General features: G+C 55.2%; 13 protein-coding genes. 3 read left to right on the forward strand and 10 right to left on the reverse strand.

The features are described 5' to 3' along the window. Positions 1 to 11: 11 nt before the first annotated feature. Both AC6I8T_RS20065 and fabR read right to left on the reverse strand, forming a co-directional pair. Complete coding sequence (locus AC6I8T_RS20065; protein WP_208716880.1) at positions 12 to 368, reverse strand: YijD family membrane protein; 357 nt, start codon at positions 366 to 368, stop codon at positions 12 to 14. 18 nt (positions 369 to 386) lie between these two features. Continuing rightward, a complete protein-coding gene (gene fabR, locus AC6I8T_RS20070) occupies positions 387 to 1,031 on the reverse strand; it encodes an HTH-type transcriptional repressor FabR (RefSeq protein ID WP_208724390.1) in 645 nt (214 codons plus the stop codon). A 193-nt stretch (positions 1,032 to 1,224) separates the two neighbouring features. Here fabR and sthA point away from each other — a divergent pair, with 193 nt between their 5' ends. Continuing rightward, positions 1,225 to 2,625 carry a Si-specific NAD(P)(+) transhydrogenase gene (gene sthA / locus AC6I8T_RS20075; protein WP_013510973.1) on the forward strand — a complete coding sequence of 467 codons (1,401 nt, stop codon included), beginning with the start codon at positions 1,225 to 1,227 and terminating at the stop codon, positions 2,623 to 2,625. Here sthA and oxyR read toward each other — a convergent pair. The 5 genes from oxyR to argC form a co-directional block, all read right to left on the reverse strand. Continuing rightward, positions 2,608 to 3,525, reverse strand: a complete 918-nt coding sequence (gene oxyR / locus AC6I8T_RS20080) for a DNA-binding transcriptional regulator OxyR (RefSeq protein WP_013510974.1) — start codon at positions 3,523 to 3,525, stop codon at positions 2,608 to 2,610. The genes sthA and oxyR overlap by 18 nt on opposite strands. A 265-nt stretch (positions 3,526 to 3,790) precedes the next feature. Continuing rightward, on the reverse strand, positions 3,791 to 5,164 hold the full coding sequence (gene argH / locus AC6I8T_RS20085) for an argininosuccinate lyase (protein WP_208724391.1): 1,374 nt from the start codon (positions 5,162 to 5,164) through the stop codon (positions 3,791 to 3,793). 73 nt (positions 5,165 to 5,237) lie between these two features. Beyond that, on the reverse strand, positions 5,238 to 6,455 hold the full coding sequence (locus tag AC6I8T_RS20090) for an argininosuccinate synthase (protein WP_415174985.1): 1,218 nt from the start codon (positions 6,453 to 6,455) through the stop codon (positions 5,238 to 5,240). Positions 6,456 to 6,479: 24 nt separating this feature from the next. Next, positions 6,480 to 7,256 (reverse strand): acetylglutamate kinase, encoded by a 777-nt coding sequence (gene argB / locus AC6I8T_RS20095; RefSeq protein WP_208724393.1) that lies wholly within the window; start codon positions 7,254 to 7,256, stop codon positions 6,480 to 6,482. Between the two features lie 18 nt (positions 7,257 to 7,274). Further along, positions 7,275 to 8,279 carry an N-acetyl-gamma-glutamyl-phosphate reductase gene (gene argC, locus AC6I8T_RS20100; RefSeq protein WP_208724394.1) on the reverse strand — a complete coding sequence of 335 codons (1,005 nt, stop codon included), beginning with the start codon at positions 8,277 to 8,279 and terminating at the stop codon, positions 7,275 to 7,277. A 167-nt stretch (positions 8,280 to 8,446) separates the two neighbouring features. On the opposite strand from argC, the gene argE reads away from it, so the two are divergent. Together argE and ppc are read left to right on the forward strand one after the other, a co-directional pair. After that, positions 8,447 to 9,595, forward strand: coding sequence for an acetylornithine deacetylase (argE, locus tag AC6I8T_RS20105; RefSeq protein ID WP_415174988.1), 1,149 nt, complete (start codon positions 8,447 to 8,449; stop codon positions 9,593 to 9,595). Positions 9,596 to 9,839: 244 nt separating this feature from the next. Then, positions 9,840 to 12,491: a phosphoenolpyruvate carboxylase gene (ppc, locus tag AC6I8T_RS20110; RefSeq protein ID WP_208724396.1), complete on the forward strand. Its 2,652-nt coding sequence runs from the start codon at positions 9,840 to 9,842 to the stop codon at positions 12,489 to 12,491. Positions 12,492 to 12,597: 106 nt separating this feature from the next. Here the strand turns inward: ppc and metF are convergent, their stop codons facing one another. From metF to metB, 3 genes are all read right to left on the reverse strand, one after another. Then, a complete protein-coding gene (gene metF, locus AC6I8T_RS20115) occupies positions 12,598 to 13,491 on the reverse strand; it encodes a methylenetetrahydrofolate reductase (RefSeq protein WP_208724397.1) in 894 nt (297 codons plus the stop codon). A 216-nt stretch (positions 13,492 to 13,707) separates the two neighbouring features. Beyond that, positions 13,708 to 16,143 carry a bifunctional aspartate kinase/homoserine dehydrogenase II gene (locus AC6I8T_RS20120; RefSeq protein WP_497834260.1) on the reverse strand — a complete coding sequence of 812 codons (2,436 nt, stop codon included), beginning with the start codon at positions 16,141 to 16,143 and terminating at the stop codon, positions 13,708 to 13,710. A 2-nt stretch (positions 16,144 to 16,145) separates the two neighbouring features. Then, complete coding sequence (metB, locus tag AC6I8T_RS20125) at positions 16,146 to 17,306, reverse strand: cystathionine gamma-synthase (protein WP_013510983.1); 1,161 nt, start codon at positions 17,304 to 17,306, stop codon at positions 16,146 to 16,148. Positions 17,307 to 17,322 lie beyond the last annotated feature (16 nt).

Raw genomic sequence — 17,322 nt, forward strand, 5'->3', positions numbered from 1 at the left:
TTCCCGTTTTTTTAATTCTTGTTCTTCGGTCGCTTAAAGCGCGTCGCAATCCAGAACACCAGCGCGACCATCAGGATGGTCGGGATAAAGTTGGAGCCAATATCCGGGTACTCCGCTCGCACCAGCGCGCTGTAGACCAGAATCCCCAACAGGAAAAACGCCGCCGCCAGTGACGGCATGCCGTCCGGCATATTACGGTTCAGGTAACGCTGATGCAGACACCAGGCCGCCAGGCCAAGGGCGATCAGCGGAAAAATTGAAAATGGTACAAATGCACTGAACAGCACCGAAAAGGAGCCGTTGATGGCCAAACCGGTGATAAAAGCCAGTAAAAGCGTTCCTTTATCGCGGGGGTTTTGCTCAATCATTTCATTATCCTTATCACATTACTCTTCGGGTTTTTCCAGTGTTACCGCCAGCCGTTCCTGCTCCCGGCGATACCAGTAATAAGCACCTTTGGCGATCATCCGCAGCTGTAGCACCAGACGGTCTTCCAGCTTGCGACGCTGTTCAATATCCACATCCAGCGCTTCCGCACCGGCGCTGAACACGATGGTGACCATCGCTTCGGCCTGTGCTTCGGTGAAGCTACGCGGCATGCGGTTTTCCAGCTCAAGGTAATCCGCCAGTTCGGCAATAAAGTGTTGAATTTCACGCGCTACAGCAGCACGAAACGCCGCCGACGTTCCGGAGCGCTCGCGTAATAAGAGACGAAAAGCGTTGGGATTGTTCCCGATAAACTCCATAAAAGTTGCAACAGAAGTTTTAATAATGCTTCCGCCTTTGGCAATGCGCTGGCGTGCCTGACGCATCAGCTGACGCAGCATCAGGCCACTTTCGTCAACCATCGTCAAACCCAGTTCATCCACATCCCGGAAATGACGGTAAAATGAGGTGGGCGCAATACCGGCTTCACGCGCAACTTCACGCAAACTCAGGCTGGCAAAACTCCTTTCTGCACTTAGCTGACTGAAGGCGGCTTCAATCAGTGTACGTCTTGTACGTTCTTTTTGTTGCGCTCTGACGCCCATTCTCTCTGCCTTGTGAGTAATCAGGCAGGCACTATAACAAACTTTTCAGCGTACAGCGGCGCAAAGTTTGTGACCGCCTGTTAACCTCACGCTTTGTCAAAAGTGGGCAAAAATCACTGATAGAATTCAGAAGTGCGCGGCGAGATGTTAGAATCTCGTTGTAAAAATGTATAGAAACATAGGACGTACTGGTATGCAAAAGTCTTACGATTACGATGCCATTGTGATTGGCTCCGGTCCGGGCGGTGAAGGTGCGGCCATGGGGCTGGTGAAGCAGGGAGCGCGCATCGCAGTGATCGAACGCTACCATAACATCGGCGGCGGTTGTACTCACTGGGGCACCATCCCTTCCAAAGCGTTACGCCATGCTGTCAGCCGTATTATCGAGTTCAATCAAAATCCCCTCTACAGTGATCATACCCGGCTTCTGCGTTCCTCCTTTGCGGATATCCTCAATCACACGGAAAACGTCATCAGCCAACAAACCGCAATGCGGCAGGGCTTTTATGAACGTAACCGCTGTGAGCTGTATCAGGGCGATGCGCATTTTGTTGATGCCAACACCATCGAAGTAGAGCAGCCAGATGGCACCCGCGAGCGCCTGACCGCAGAGAAATTTGTTATCGCCTGTGGTTCGCGCCCTTATCATCCGGCTGACGTCGATTTCACCCATCCACGTATTTATGACTCCGATTCGATTCTTAATCTGCACCATGAACCGGGCCACGTCATTATCTATGGTGCCGGGGTGATCGGCTGTGAATACGCCTCAATCTTCCGTGGGCTGAACGTCAAGGTTGACCTGATCAACACCCGTGATCGTCTGTTGGCGTTCCTTGATCAGGAGATGTCAGATTCGCTGTCTTACCACTTCTGGAACAGCGGCGTGGTGATTCGTCACAACGAGGAGTTTGAGAAGATTGAGGGTGTGAATGATGGCGTCATCATGCATCTTAAATCCGGCAAAAAAGTGAAAGCGGATTGCCTGCTTTACGCCAACGGCCGCACTGGTAATACCGATTCACTGGCGCTGGAAAATGTCGGTCTTGAGGCGGATGGTCGCGGTCTGCTGAAGGTCAACAGCATGTACCAGACGGCACAGCCTCATATCTATGCGGTCGGCGACGTGATTGGTTATCCCAGCCTTGCCTCCGCCGCCTATGACCAGGGACGTATCGCTGCCCAGGCCATCATGAAAGGTGAAGCGACGGCGCACCTGATTGAAGACATTCCTACCGGGATTTACACCATTCCGGAGATCAGTTCAGTCGGCAAAACTGAGCAGCAGCTGACGGCAATGAAAGTGCCTTATGAAGTGGGACGTGCGCAGTTTAAACATCTGGCGCGCGCGCAGATTGTCGGCATGAATGTGGGAAGTTTGAAGATTCTGTTCCATCGTGAAACCAAAGAAATCTTGGGAATTCATTGCTTTGGTGAACGTGCGGCAGAGATCATCCATATCGGCCAGGCCATCATGGAGCAGAAAAATGGCGGTAACACGATTGAATATTTCGTGAATACCACCTTTAACTACCCCACGATGGCCGAAGCCTATCGCGTAGCCGCGTTAAATGGCTTAAACCGCCTGTTTTAACGTGTTATCGAGATAAGCCTGCATATGGGTTTTAATTGCTTCTGCCAGCTGCTCATAGCGGCTGCGCAGAGGCGATCCCGGACGATACACCAGCGCGATGGTGCGCTGTGGTACCGGCTTGTAACAAGGCAGATAGCAAACGCCATCACGCACGCGCTGATTTGGCACCGCCAGCGACGGCAGTAAGGTGATTCCGCTCCCTGCGGCGACCATATTGCGCAGCGTTTCCAGGCTGGTAGCACGGAAATGAGTGTCTTCATCCGCACCGGCTTCAAAGCAGAAACCCATCGCCTGATCGCGCAGGCAGTGACCATCTTCCAGCATCAGCAGCTTTTCACCCGCCAGATCTGACATAGGAACACGGTCGCGATCGTGCCACGGATGATCCTCGTAGATCGCCAGTTTCATCGGTTCATCAAACAGCGGCACCTCAATAAAGGCTTCGCTCTCCTTCACCAACGCCAGAATCGCACAGTCAAGCTTGCCGCTGTCGAGTTGCGCCAGCAACTGCTGCGTCTGAGCTTCGTGCAGATACATCTCCAGCTTGGGGAAAGTCTGATGCAGCATCGGGATGATGTGCGGCAGCAGATAAGGGCCAGTGGTGGGGATAAGGCCAATATGCAGTGGCCCGGACATAGTTTCGCCCTGCTGGCTCGCCATCTCCTTCAGCACCTTGACTTCACGCAGCACGGTGCGAGCCTGGTCTACCAGCAGCAGCCCTGCCTGGGTAAACAAAACCTTGCGGCTGGTGCGTTCCAGCAACATAACGCCTAATTCATCTTCCAGCTTACGAATTTGTCCGCTCAACGTTGGCTGACTGACATGACAGGCATCCGCTGCACGGCGGAAATGACGATGCTCCGCAAGCGAAACCAGATACTCCAGATCACGAATGTTCATTGATATCCTCCGAACCACGATAGCCCGTGGCGATAGATAGAATAGCAATGAACGATTAGCCCTATCAAGCCACTGACAGGAATAATAAGTGCCATCAGAAGCAATATGAAAAAAGGCTGAAAGAGTACGGAGTAACACCTGCAATCAGTCTGACAAATCACTGAGCTGGCTGGAGTGCCTGCCCTTTGATGATGTGCCTATAACAAGATGAAATTCCGAAGCTAGAGGTTGGCGGGCTATATCATAGCCCGCTTTTTTTATTGGCTTACTTCAGACGCTGCTGCGCTTCCTGAATCGCCAGAGCTACCTGCTGCGGTGCCACGCCGCCACGGGCGTTACGCTTATCCAGGCAGGATTGCAGTGACAGGATCGGATAGACATCCTCTTCAATCGTCGCGCTGAATTGCTTCAGTTGCGCCAGGCTTAACGCTTCCAGCGCCACGCCCTGCTTAATCGCTTCCACCACCGCTTCGCCGACAATATGGTGCGCTTCGCGGAACGGTACGCCTTTGGCGACCAGATAATCCGCCAGTTCGGTAGAGTTGGCATAGCCCTGCTCCGCCGCTTCCTGACAACGTGGACGTTTCACCTGAATACCGTCCAGCACCAGCACTGACATATGCAGGCAATCCAGCCAGGTGTCGAGCGCGTCAAACAGCCCTTCTTTGTCTTCCTGCATATCTTTGTTGTACGCCAGCGGCAAGCCTTTCAGCGTCATCATCATACCGGTCAGCGCGCCTTGTACACGGCCACATTTGCCACGGATCAGTTCCAGCGCATCGGGGTTTTTCTTCTGTGGCATCAAAGAAGAACCGGAAGTGACTTTATCCGACAACTCGACAAACCCAGCTTCGCCGGTGTTGAAGAAGATCATGTCTTCAGCAAAGCGCGACAGATGCACCATACCGATAGAGGCATCAGACAGCAGTTCCAGCACATGATCACGGTCAGATACCGTGTCGAGGCTGTTGCGCGTGGCGGAGGCGAAACCCAACCAGCCCGCCAGTTGCTGACGATCGATCTCGTATGCAGTCCCGGCCAATGCGCCGCAGCCAAGCGGGCTGACGTCAAGGCGCTTCAGCGTATCCTGCAAACGGCTTTCATCACGCGCCAGCATTTCGACATAGGCGAGGCACCAGTGCGCAAAGGTCACCGGCTGGGCGCGTTGCAGATGGGTATAACCCGGCATCACTGCATCCTGATTGGCTTCGGCGGTGGCAACCAGCGCTTTTTGCAGCTCGCGAGTGGCATCCAACAGCACTGCAACCTGCTCTTTGCACCACAGTTTCAGATCGGTGGCGACCTGGTCGTTACGGCTACGACCGGTATGCAGTTTTTTACCCAGTGCGCCGACTTTGTCGATCAGCTTGCCTTCGACCCAGCTATGAATGTCTTCGGCATCGCTTTGCAGAATCTGCTCAGGATTGGCACGCACTTCGGCCAGCAACGCGTTCAGCGCCGCCTCCAACTGCTGCTGCTCGTCGCTGCTCAGAACATTAACCGTCACCAGCGCTTTTGACCAGGCGACGGAACCGATGATGTCCTGCTCCGCCAGGCGATAATCGAAACGCAGCGAATCATTGAATTGTTTGAAGCGTTGGTCTGCTGCCTGGGTAAAGCGTCCACCCCAAAGTGCCATCTGAATACTCCTGAATACGGTTAAACAAAGGGCGGCCCGTAGCCGCCCTTGAAACTATGTCGTTGGTGCGGAATTACTTCTTCTGCTCGTTCAGTGCACGGATGCGTGCAGACAGTGAGAACAGACGGATAAAGCCACCCGCGTGACGGTGATCGTACACTTCGTCTTCGCCGAAGGTCGCAAACTCTTCTGAATACAGGCTGTTGATCGATTTTTTCTGAATCGCTGTCGCCTGACCTTTGTAAAGTTGCAGAACCACTTCACCGTTCACCAGTTCAGCCAGGGACTCAGCCGCCGCCTGGATGGACTGACGCAGCGGCGCAAACCAACGGCCATCGTACACCACGTATGACATCTCCTGGCCCAGCTGCTCACGCCATTTGAAGCTGTCGCGATCCAGCACCAGCTGCTCAACGGCACGCAGCGCGTTAACCATAATGGTGCCGCCCGGGGTTTCATAGCAACCACGAGATTTGATGCCGACCAGACGGTTTTCCACGATGTCGATACGACCTACGCCGTGTTTCGCACCCAGCGCGTTCAGTTTTTCCAGACAGGCGAACGGACTCAGCTTCTCGCCGTTAACGCCAACCACGCGACCTTTTTCCACGGTCACGGTGACGTTTTCCGGCTGATCCGGTGCTTCCAGCGGGTCAACGGTCCACACCCAGCAATCTTTGTTCGGTGCGTTCCACGGGCTTTCCAGCACGCCACCTTCGGTGGAGATGTGCCAGGCGTTTTCATCACGGCTGTAGATTTTTTCCAGCGACGCGGTGGTCGGGATGTTGCGCTCTTTCAGGTAGTCGAGCAGCGCTTCACGCGAACGCAGGTTCCATTCACGCCACGGCGCCACCACTTTCAGCTGTGGTGCCAGTGCGGTGTAGGTGGTTTCGAAACGTACCTGGTCGTTACCTTTACCGGTTGCGCCGTGGCACAGGGCATCGGCACCCACTTTCAGCGCCAGCTCAACCTGCGCTTTGGCGATAATCGGACGCGCCATTGAGGTACCCAGCAGGTAGGTGCCTTCGTACAGCGCACCGGTTTGCAGCACCGGGTAAACGTACTCGCTGATGAACTCTTCGCGCAGGTCAACCACATGACATTCAGAGGCACCGGATTGCAGCGCTTTCTTCTCAACGCCTTCCAGATCTGCCGGGTCCTGACCGATATTCGCCACGAACGCGACCACTTCACAGCCGCCGTAGTTCTCTTTCAGCCATGGAATGATGGCAGACGTATCAAGGCCACCGGAGTAAGCCAGAACAATTTTTTTGATGCCTTGCGTTTGCATTTCGTAATCCTTGAATCAGTATCGTTAAGCGAGAATCCGGGTGCCAATCGACACGCCGTTGAAAAGAGTTGGCAGCTGTTCAGCATGACGCCAGCTGGCAATATCCACCGGGCGACCCAGAGTACGTGCCGCGTCCAGCGCTGCATTAACTTTAACAATCATGCCATCGGTAATAATGCCCTGGGCGATCAGCTGTTCCGCTTTCGCGGCCGTCATCTCTGCGATGCGTTGACCTTTGCCATCGAGAATGCCGCTGACATCAGACAACAGTACCAGATCCGCACCAATGGTGGCCGCCAGCGCAGTCGCCGCCTGGTCAGCGTTGACGTTCATCAGATCGCCACCATCAGTGATCCCGATGGAACTGATCACCGGCATATAACCCGCGCCCAGCAACGTGTTGATCAATGCCGGGTTGCCCGGTGTGGCGTTACCGACGTGGCCCAATTCTTCATCAAACTGCGCCACATTTACCAGACCCGCATCACCCAGGCACAGGCCCACCGCGTTGATGCCATACTTCTTCGCCCAGGCGAGCAACGTTTTGTTCGCCGTACCCGCCAGAGCACCGGTAATAATGTCAATCTGATCGGCTGGCGTCACGCGCAAACCGTTCTTCTTTTTCACCGGCAGCGCGAGCTTCTTCATCAGCTCATCCACCAGGCAGCCGCCGCCGTGCACAATGATCAGCGGACGCTGATACTCGTTACGATACGCCAACAGCGCATCGAACAGGCGAGCCAGCGCTTCTTCGCTATCCAGCAGGACGCCACCCAGTTTAATAATCAGAGGATTGGTCATGGTTTACTTACTCGCCCGTTAAATCAGAGACAGTGTTTCGGGGAAGCCGAAACGAATATTCAGACACTGCACCGCCTGCGAAGAAGCACCTTTCAACAGGTTATCTTCTGCGGCAACCACAATCAGGTGCTCACCCTGCACGGCAAAACCGATATCACAGAATGGCAGGCCAACCACACCTTTCAACGCAGGCACACCTTTCTTATACAGACGCACCAGCGGTTTGTCGTGGTAGGCGTTATGGAAAGCTTCTGCCACGTCCTGTTCGCTGACGCCCGGTTTCAGGCGGCAGGTGACGGTAGCAAGAATGCCACGCGGGAAGTTGCCCAGATGCGGCGTAAAGATCACCGGCGTACCGAGATGGGCAACAATTTCCGGATGGTGGCGATGATTGAAGATGCCATAAGGTTGCAGGCTGACTTCACAGAAACTGGTAGTGACGCTGGCTTTACGCCCGGCACCGCTGACGCCGCTGGTCGCGTTAATCACCGGCCACTGGTCTTGATTCAGCAGGCCCGCTTCCACCAGCGGTTTCAACGCCAGTTGAGAGGCGGTCGGGTAGCATCCCGGTACCGCCACCAGCTGGGCTTCTTTGATTTTTTCGTGCTGCCATTCCGCCAGGCCGTAAACCGCTTTGTCCAGCCAGTCGCCGTGTTGATGGGTGAAACCGTAATATTGATTGTAGAAAGCACCGTCGTTAACACGGAACGCACCGGAGAGATCAAATACCACGCAACCGGCTTTCAGGAATTCCGGCGCCAGATCGTGACTGACTTCATGTGCGGTGGCGAGGAACACCACATCGACTTTATCCGCCCACTCAGCGGCATCGCTCAGCGGCTGCAATGGCAGGTCGACAATACCTTTCAACTGCGGATGCAGGTCTGAAAGTAACTTTCCGGCATCCGGGCTTTGCGCTGAAACCGCTAAAGCGGTTATGTTCATATGCGGATGGCGATTCAGGTAGGTGGCAAGCTCTACGCCAGCGTAACCACTGGCACCAACGATCAGCGTATTCAACATCAGGCTGTATACCTTATTACAGTCACACGTTCCGGGTCGCGGCCTTGCCCCGTTGCCCACGATGCCGTTTGCACAGATTTACTGTTCACATGCAGACGACGTTAATGTATTTTTATTCACTATTAATGCATGAATATTGATACATCCTAACCCAAGGACCGTCAACAGTGAAGACAAAATTACCACCTTTTATCGAACTCTACCGCCAGCTGATTGCCACACCATCAATCAGCGCCACCGACGCCGCGCTCGATCAGAGCAATGAAACTTTAATCAATTTGCTGGCGGGCTGGTTTCGCGATCTTGGCTTCGATACTGAAGTGCAACCTGTACCGGGTACACGGCATAAATTTAACCTGCTGGCGCGCACGGGTTCCGGCGCGGGTGGTTTATTATTAGCAGGCCATACCGACACGGTTCCGTTCGATGATGGCCGCTGGACGCGCGATCCCTTTACCCTGACTGAGCATGACAACAAGCTTTACGGTTTAGGCACGGCAGATATGAAAGGCTTCTTCGCCTTTATTCTGGATGCGCTGCGTGACGTAGACGTGACCAAACTGAGCAAACCGCTCTACATTCTTGCCACCGCCGACGAAGAGACGACGATGGCAGGCGCGAAGTACTTCGCTGAATCCACCCAACTGCGCCCGGACTGCGCCATCATCGGCGAACCGACTTCGCTGAAACCGGTACGCGCGCACAAAGGCCATCTCTCCAATGTGATTCGTATTCAGGGACAATCGGGCCACTCCAGCGATCCCTCACGCGGCGTGAACGCCATTGAGCTGATGCATGAATCCATCACCCAATTGATGCAGCTGCGTAATACGTTGAAAAGCCGTTACAACCATGACGGTTTTGCCATTCCGTACCCGACCATGAACTTTGGCCATATTCACGGCGGCGATGCCGCTAACCGTATTTGCGCCTGCTGCGAACTGCATATGGATATTCGACCGTTACCGGGGTTAACCCTGAGTGATCTGGATGGTCTGCTGAATGAAGCGCTGGCTCCGGTGAGTGAGCGTTGGCCGGGTCGTTTGACCGTCGGTGAACTGCATCCGCCGATTCCGGGTTACGAGTGCCCGGTCGACCATGAACTGGTGAAAGTGGTGGAAAAACTGCTGGGTACGCCGACCGAAGTGGTGAACTACTGCACCGAAGCACCGTTTATTCAGCAACTTTGCCCAACGCTGGTGTTAGGCCCCGGTTCTATCAATCAGGCCCATCAGCCTGATGAATTTATTGATACCGCATTTATTAAGCCAACCCATGCGCTCATCACGCAGGTTGTCCATCATTTTTGTCACTGATGGACAATCGATGGGGCATTTCACTGTTTAATCAGCAAAATGCCCCGTCAATGTTCGGGATTTGATAATAAGAATAACTTATCTCGCTTCGCTCTGGTTAAATTCTTTGAATTTCCAGCATTTAGCAGCGAAATTTCGTCAGTTTAAGGCAATTGACGAACAGAGCGATACGTGGCTAGATAAAAGACGAAGTTATGCCCGTTGGGTATATGAATTAAAAAGACGATAAGGGTGTCAGGGTCACATGAACGAACAATATTCCGCAATGCGAAGTAATGTCAGTATGCTCGGCAAACTGCTCGGGGATACGATAAAGGATGCACTGGGAGAGAACATCCTCGATAAGGTGGAGACCATCCGCAAACTCTCTAAGTCATCCCGTGCCGGAAATGACACTCATCGTAAGGAACTGCTGTCCACGCTGCAAAACCTGTCCAATGACGAGTTGCTGCCGGTGGCGCGTGCATTTAGCCAGTTCCTGAATCTTACCAACGTGGCTGAACAATATCAGACCATTGCGCGCAGTGGCGAAGGTGCCAACCACCCGGAGCTGCTGAAAAGCACCTTCGATCGCCTGAAGCAGCAGAAAGACCTGAATGAGAGCGATATCCGCGCGGCGATTGAGTCACTGTCGCTGGAGCTGGTGCTGACTGCGCACCCAACCGAGATCACGCGTCGGACGCTGATTCATAAGCTGGTTGAGGTGAATAGCTGCCTGCAACAGCTCGACCATAGCGATATCACCGAATATGAATACAACCAGGTGATGCGCCGTCTGCGCCAACTGGTTGCCCAGGCCTGGCACACCGATGAAATTCGTAAATATCGCCCGACCCCGGTTGATGAAGCCAAATGGGGCTTTGCCGTGGTGGAAAACAGCCTGTGGGAAGGCGTACCGGCGTTTCTGCGCGAGCTGAACGAGCAGGTTGAAGAAACCTTTGGTATGCAGCTGCCAGTGGATTTTGTCCCGGTACAATTTACCTCCTGGATGGGCGGCGACCGCGACGGCAACCCGAACGTTACCGCTACCATCACGCGACAGGCTATGCAGCTCGGCCGCTGGAAAGCTGCCGACCTGTTCCTGCGTGATGTCGGCGTGCTGATTTCCGAGCTGTCAATGTCCGAGTGCAGCGACGAAGTACGTGAACTGTGTGGCGACCCGGAAGCGCTGGAACCCTACCGCGTGATTCTGAAACGCATCCGTAGTCAGTTGATGAGCACCCAGGCCTTCCTGGAGCGTCGTCTGAAAGGCGAGCGCGTGCCACGTCCTGCTGATTTGCTGGTGTCCAACGATCAGCTGTGGCAACCGCTGTTTGCCATCTATCAGTCACTGCAACAATGCGACATGGGCATCATCGCTAATGGTCAGCTGCTGGATACGCTGCGCCGCGTGAAGTGTTTTGGCGTGCCGTTGGTGCGTATCGATCTGCGTCAGGAGAGCACCCGTCATACCGAAGCGATTGCCGAAGTGACGCGCTATCTCGGCCTCGGTGATTATGAAAGCTGGTCAGAAGCCGACAAACAGGCTTTCCTGATCCGTGAACTGAATTCCAAACGTCCCCTGCTGCCACGCCAGTGGGAGCCGAGCGATAATACCCGCGAAGTGCTGGATACCTGCAAAGTGGCAGCCGAAGCGCCGCAAGGCTCGATTGCCGCTTACGTCATCTCTATGGCAAAAGTGCCATCCGACGTGCTGGCGGTGCATCTGCTGCTGAAAGAAGCCGGTATCACCTACGCCATGCCAGTGGCACCGCTGTTTGAAACGCTCGACGACCTGAACAACGCCAACGACGTGATGAGCCAGCTACTGGGCATCGACTGGTATCGCGGCTTTATTCAGGGCAAGCAGATGGTGATGATTGGTTATTCTGACTCCGCGAAAGATGCTGGCGTGATGGCCGCAAGCTGGGCGCAGTATCAGGCCCAGGACGCGTTAATCAAGACCTGTGAAAAAGCCGGTATCGCCCTGACGTTGTTCCACGGACGCGGCGGTTCCATTGGTCGTGGTGGCGCACCGGCGCATGCTGCGCTGCTGTCGCAGCCGCCGGGTAGCCTGAAAGGTGGCCTGCGCGTGACCGAACAGGGTGAGATGATCCGCTTCAAATACGGCCTGCCGGAAGTGACTATCGCCAGCCTGTCGCTGTATACCGGTGCGATTCTCGAAGCCAACCTGATGCCGCCACCGGAGCCAAAAAGCGAATGGTGCGACATTATGGACGGTCTGTCGGCTCACTCCTGTGCGATGTACCGTGGCTATGTACGTGAAAATCCTGATTTCGTTCCCTATTTCCGCTCTGCAACGCCGGAACAGGAACTGGGTAAACTGCCATTGGGTTCACGCCCGGCCAAACGCCGTGCCACCGGTGGCGTGGAGTCGCTGCGCGCGATTCCGTGGATTTTTGCCTGGACGCAGAACCGTCTGATGCTGCCAGCCTGGCTGGGTGCCGGTGCGGCAATCCAGAAAGCGATGGAGCAAGGTCACCAGGATCAACTGGAAGCGATGTGCCGCGACTGGCCATTCTTCTCCACCCGTCTTGGCATGCTGGAGATGGTGTTCTCGAAAGCCGACCTGTGGCTGGCGGAATATTATGATCAGCGTCTGGTGGATAAATCATTGTGGCCGCTGGGCCAGCAACTGCGTGACCAACTGGATGCGGATATCAAAGCAGTGCTGACCATCGCCAACGATGCGCATCTGATGGCGGATCAGCCGTGGATTGCCGAATCCATCGCGCTGCGTAATGTCTACACCGACCCGCTGAACGTGTTGCAGGCTGAATTGCTGCACCGTTCGCGTGCGCAGGAAGAGCGTGGTGATGCGCCGGATGCGCGTGTTGAGCAAGCGTTGATGGTGACTATCGCGGGTGTCGCAGCGGGTATGCGTAATACCGGTTAAGCAGACATATCAAGGGGCTTCGGCCCCTTCTTGATGTGGCCCGTAGCGGCGCGATTTATCGCGCATGGGATTGCGCGATAAATCGCGCCGCTACGAGTTTGTATGACTAATTATGATGAGGTCGTACACCCAGGGTGTGGCAAATCGCGTAGCTCATCTCCGCACGGTTCAGGGTGTAGAAGTGAAAATCTTTCACCCCTTCACGCGACAGGATTTTCACCATATCCATCGCAATGTTCGCACCGACCATTTTGCGCGTTTCCGCGTCATCATCCAGCCCTTCAAACATCGCGTTCATCCAGCCCGGCACACGCACGTTAGTCATGGTGGCGAAGCGTTGCAGCTGCTTGAAGTTGGACACCGGCAGAATGCCCGGCACGATTTCCACATCGATACCGGTCGCCACACAACGGTCGCGGAAGCGCAGGTAGCTTTCGACGTCGAAGAAAAATTGCGTGATGGCACGGTTAGCACCGGCATCAATCTTGCGTTTCAGGTTGATCAGGTCTGCCTGTGCGCTTTTCGCTTCCGGATGCACTTCAGGATAGGCGGCAACCGAGATATCAAAATCGCCCACATCTTTCAGCAATTCGACCAGATCAGACGCGTACATATCCGGTTTACCGCTACCCGGTGGTAAATCGCCGCGCAGCGCGACGATATGGCGAATGCCGCTGTTCCAGTAATCGCGCGCGATGGTGCGTAACTCATCACGCGTGGCATCGATGCAGGTCAGATGCGGTGCTGCTTCCAGGCCGGTGCGCTCTTTAATGCCCTTGATGATGCTATGGGTACGGTCACGCTCGCCCGAGTTGGCACCATAGGTAACCGAAACAAATTTCGGCTTCAGGCTGCTAAGACGGTCAATAGAGTTCCACAGGGTTGCTTCCATTTCGCTGGTACGTGGCGGAAAAAACTCAAAAGAGACATTAATTTGCCCGTTCAGCTCAGCCAGGCTTTGATTCAGCGCTTCGCGCTGATTGGCATGAAAGAAACTCATCCTGTTACCTCACCTTCACACATCGATTATTTGTGGTTTTCGAACATCCATACGTTTAGACGTCCAGATGCACAAAATGAACGATTCCCGACTTAGCGTCAACTGAAAATTAATGTCCAGGCGTGACAAATATTCAACCAACATGAAGGAATTTCACGATGGTGGGAAAAAATGAAAAATGCAGACGGCCCGTCACCGTCTGCATCATAAGGCGGGTTACAGCAGTTGCGCGAGGCGGTTGATATCCGACTGGATGGCTCCGGCGGTGACATCACGCCCGGCACCTGGCCCACGAATGACCAGCGGGTTATCACGATACCAACGACTTTCAATGGCGAACACGTTATCGCACGGCAGCAGCGCCGCCAGCGGATGTTCCGGACGCACCGCTTCTACGCCAACACGCGCTTTGCCATTGGCATCGAAACGCGCGACATAGCGCAGCACCAGCCCCATCTCCTGTGCTGCTTCCAGACGCTGGATCATCTGATCATTCAGTTCATCAGCATTCTCAAAGAAGTGATCAATCGATTCGCCTTCGCAGCTGGCGGGTACCAGCGACTCCACGCGAACCTGGTCTGGTTCGATGTTATAGCCCGCTTCACGCGCCAGAATCACCAGCTTGCGCATCACATCCTGACCGGAGAGGTCAACGCGTGGATCCGGTTCGGTCAGCCCTTGCTGCCACGCCTGATCCACCAATTCGGTAAACGGCACGGTGCCGTCAAACTGCAAAAACAGCCAGGAGAGCGTCCCGGAGAAGATGCCGCTGATGGCGAGAATCGAATCACCGCTTTCACGCAAATCGCGCACCGTATAGTTCACCGGCAGACCCGCACCCACGGTGGCGTTGTACAACCAATGGCGGCCGGTTTTGGTGAAAGCATCACGAATCTGTCGCCAACTCTGGCTGTTCGACGCACCAGCCACCTTGTTGGCGCTGATAACGTGGAAGCCGTGGCTGGCAAAATCGAGATACTGCTGCGCCAGCGGCTCACTGGCGGTAACGTCCAGCACCACCAGATCATCAAACGGATGCGCGCACATCCACAGGAACAACGACTCTTCATCGCGCTCCTCGGCTTCATCATCAAAGAAAGCCAGGGCGCGGCTGGCATCAAGACCGTCGTAGCTCAGCAGGCTGCGGCGACTGTCTGCCACCCCTGCCAGCACAAATTCGAATCCGGTGCGTGCCGACAGCGTCTCCTGCTCGCGCGCAAACAACTCCAGCCAGCGGGAGCCGATATTGCCTTTACCAAACAGCATCAGGCCAATACGCTTTTCGGCGCGAAACAGCGACTGATGTAGACCCTGAATCAGATGCTGGGTCGGGCCGACACGCAGTACTGCCACGATGCTGATATGTTCTTCTGACTGCCAGACAAACTCCACCGGCTGGTCTTTAATTTGTTGCCAGAAACGATGGCTGTGCAGGGGGTTACGCGTGACTCCCGCTCCCACCAACGCTACCAGCGCTAAACCATCACGCAGTTGCAAATGGCCAGGCAACGCCGCGTCCTGCAACAGGTTAAAGGCGCTGTTCACCACTTCCGAGGTGTAGCACAGTTGCAGCAACTGGCGATCAGGATGGGTACCCACCGCTAATGGACGCAATTGTGCGCGCTTCAGCAGCAGATCGATTTCTTTATTCAGGGTGGCGAAATCATGGCTGGTGGGGATCTGGATTTCAATCAGGCAGACGTCATCGTGGCTGGTGACAATGCGTGCGCCCGTGCCCGAGGCCAGCACACGCTCAATGCGCGTCGAACCCTGTTCCGGCTGGTAGCTACAACGCAGTTGCAGGTCGATATCGCTATTCGACACCGGCTGCAAGGTACGGGTATGCAGCACCGGTGCAGCCAGACGTGCCAGTTCACTTGCCTCATCGAGGCGCAGCAACGGTAACAGGCAAGCATCCGACACCTTGCGCGGGTCAGCGCTATACACCCCGGCCACGTCGCTCCAGATGGTTACGCGTCCGACACCGGCCAGCGCACCAATCTGCGTGGCGGAATAGTCCGAGCCGTTACGGCCCAGCAGCACGGTTTCACCGGCATCGTTACGGCTGATAAAACCGGTTACTACCAGGCGCTGATGCGGATGCTGTGTCAGCAGCGCCTGCAACAGCGGCCAGGATTTTCCTTCATCAACCTGCGGTTGCGCGGCACGCTCGGCACGCAGAAAATCGCGGGCATCCAGCCATACGGCTTCGATATCACGCTGGCTCAGCACCGCCGCCATCAGCCGTGCTGACCAGATTTCACCGTGCCCTACCACCTCGGCGTATACCGCGTCGGTAATGGTGCCATCCAACAGCGCCGCCAGTTTTTCCAAATCACGAATAAAAGTCGCGGTGAGGGTTTCTGCCATTTCAGCCGGTAACAGCGATGCAATCAGCTCGCTGTGAAAACGCCGTAACGCCTGTTGCACCTGGTGCGCTGACAACCGATCGCTCTGGCTCAGCTTAAGCCAACTGATCAGCTGGTTGGTGGTGCTGCCTGCGGCAGAAACCACCATCAAATCGCCCGGCTGGCTGTAATCCGCCATGATGCTGGCAACGCGTTGATAGCAACGGGTATCGGCCAGGCTACTACCACCAAATTTATGCAACTGCTTACTGGTCGGCGTTCCCGCGCCTGCTGAAATCGTCATGGTTACCCCTCGGCTGCGATCCTGAATGCATTATCCAGATCGGCGATTAAATCTTCGTGATCTTCAATTCCGACAGAAATACGTAGCAACGTTTCGGAAATTCCCGCTGCGGCACGCGCTTCGGCCGACATGCCGGCATGCGTCATGGTGGCGGTGTGCGATATCAGGCTCTCAACACCACCCAGTGACTCAGCCAGCGTGAACAGCTGCAACGCTTTGAGGAAACGGCGCAGGCGCGCTTCGTCGGCGTCCAGCTCGAAACTTAACATGGCACCAAAGCCGCGCTGTTGACGTACCGCATACTCGTGACCGGCATTTTCCGGCAGGGAAGGATGATACAGTTTTTTCACCAACGGTTGTTGCTTTAGGTAATCAACAATTGCCAGCGCATTGCGCTGTGCGGCCGCCATACGCGGCCCCAGAGTACGCAGGCCACGCAGCAGCAGATAGCTGTCGAAGGCCGCACCGGTTACACCAATGTTGTTGGCCCACCAGGCAAGGTCCGTCGCCAATGCCGGATCTTTAGCAATCACCGCACCCGCCACCACATCGGAGTGGCCATTCAGGTATTTGGTGCAGGAGTGAATCACCAGGTCGGCACCCAGCGCCAGCGGGTTTTGCAGTGCCGGGCTGAGGAAGGTGTTATCCACCACGCTGATGGCACCCGCTTCACGCGCGGCCTGACAAATCGCGGCAATATCCACCACGCGTAATAAAGGATTGCTGGGGCTTTCCACCAACACCAGCTTCGGTTTTTCTGCCAGAGCCGCCTGTAACGCCGCTTTATCGCCCTGATCGACAAACTTAACCCGGTACGCGCCGCGCTTGCTCAGGCTGTCGAACAGACGATAGCTGCCGCCATAGCAATCGTGCGGTGCCACCAGCAAATCACCCGGCTTCAGGAACACGGTGGTCACCAGATGAATCGCTGACATGCCGGTATTGGTTAATACCGCACCTGCGCCACCTTCCAGTTCTGCCAGCGCACGTTGCACCACGTCACGCGTCGGGTTACCACGACGAGAGTAGTCATGGGCGCGTGGCTGGTTGAAGTCAAGGAAGTTATAGGTGCTGGAGAGGTGAATCGGTGGGACAACGCAGCCATATTGCTCGTCATCATTCAAACCGCTGCGTACTGCGATGGTTGCCTGTTTACGCGTCATGGTGCTTACTGTTCCT

This window comes from Pantoea sp. X-Soil-OKNW-556 (genome assembly GCF_059730695.1).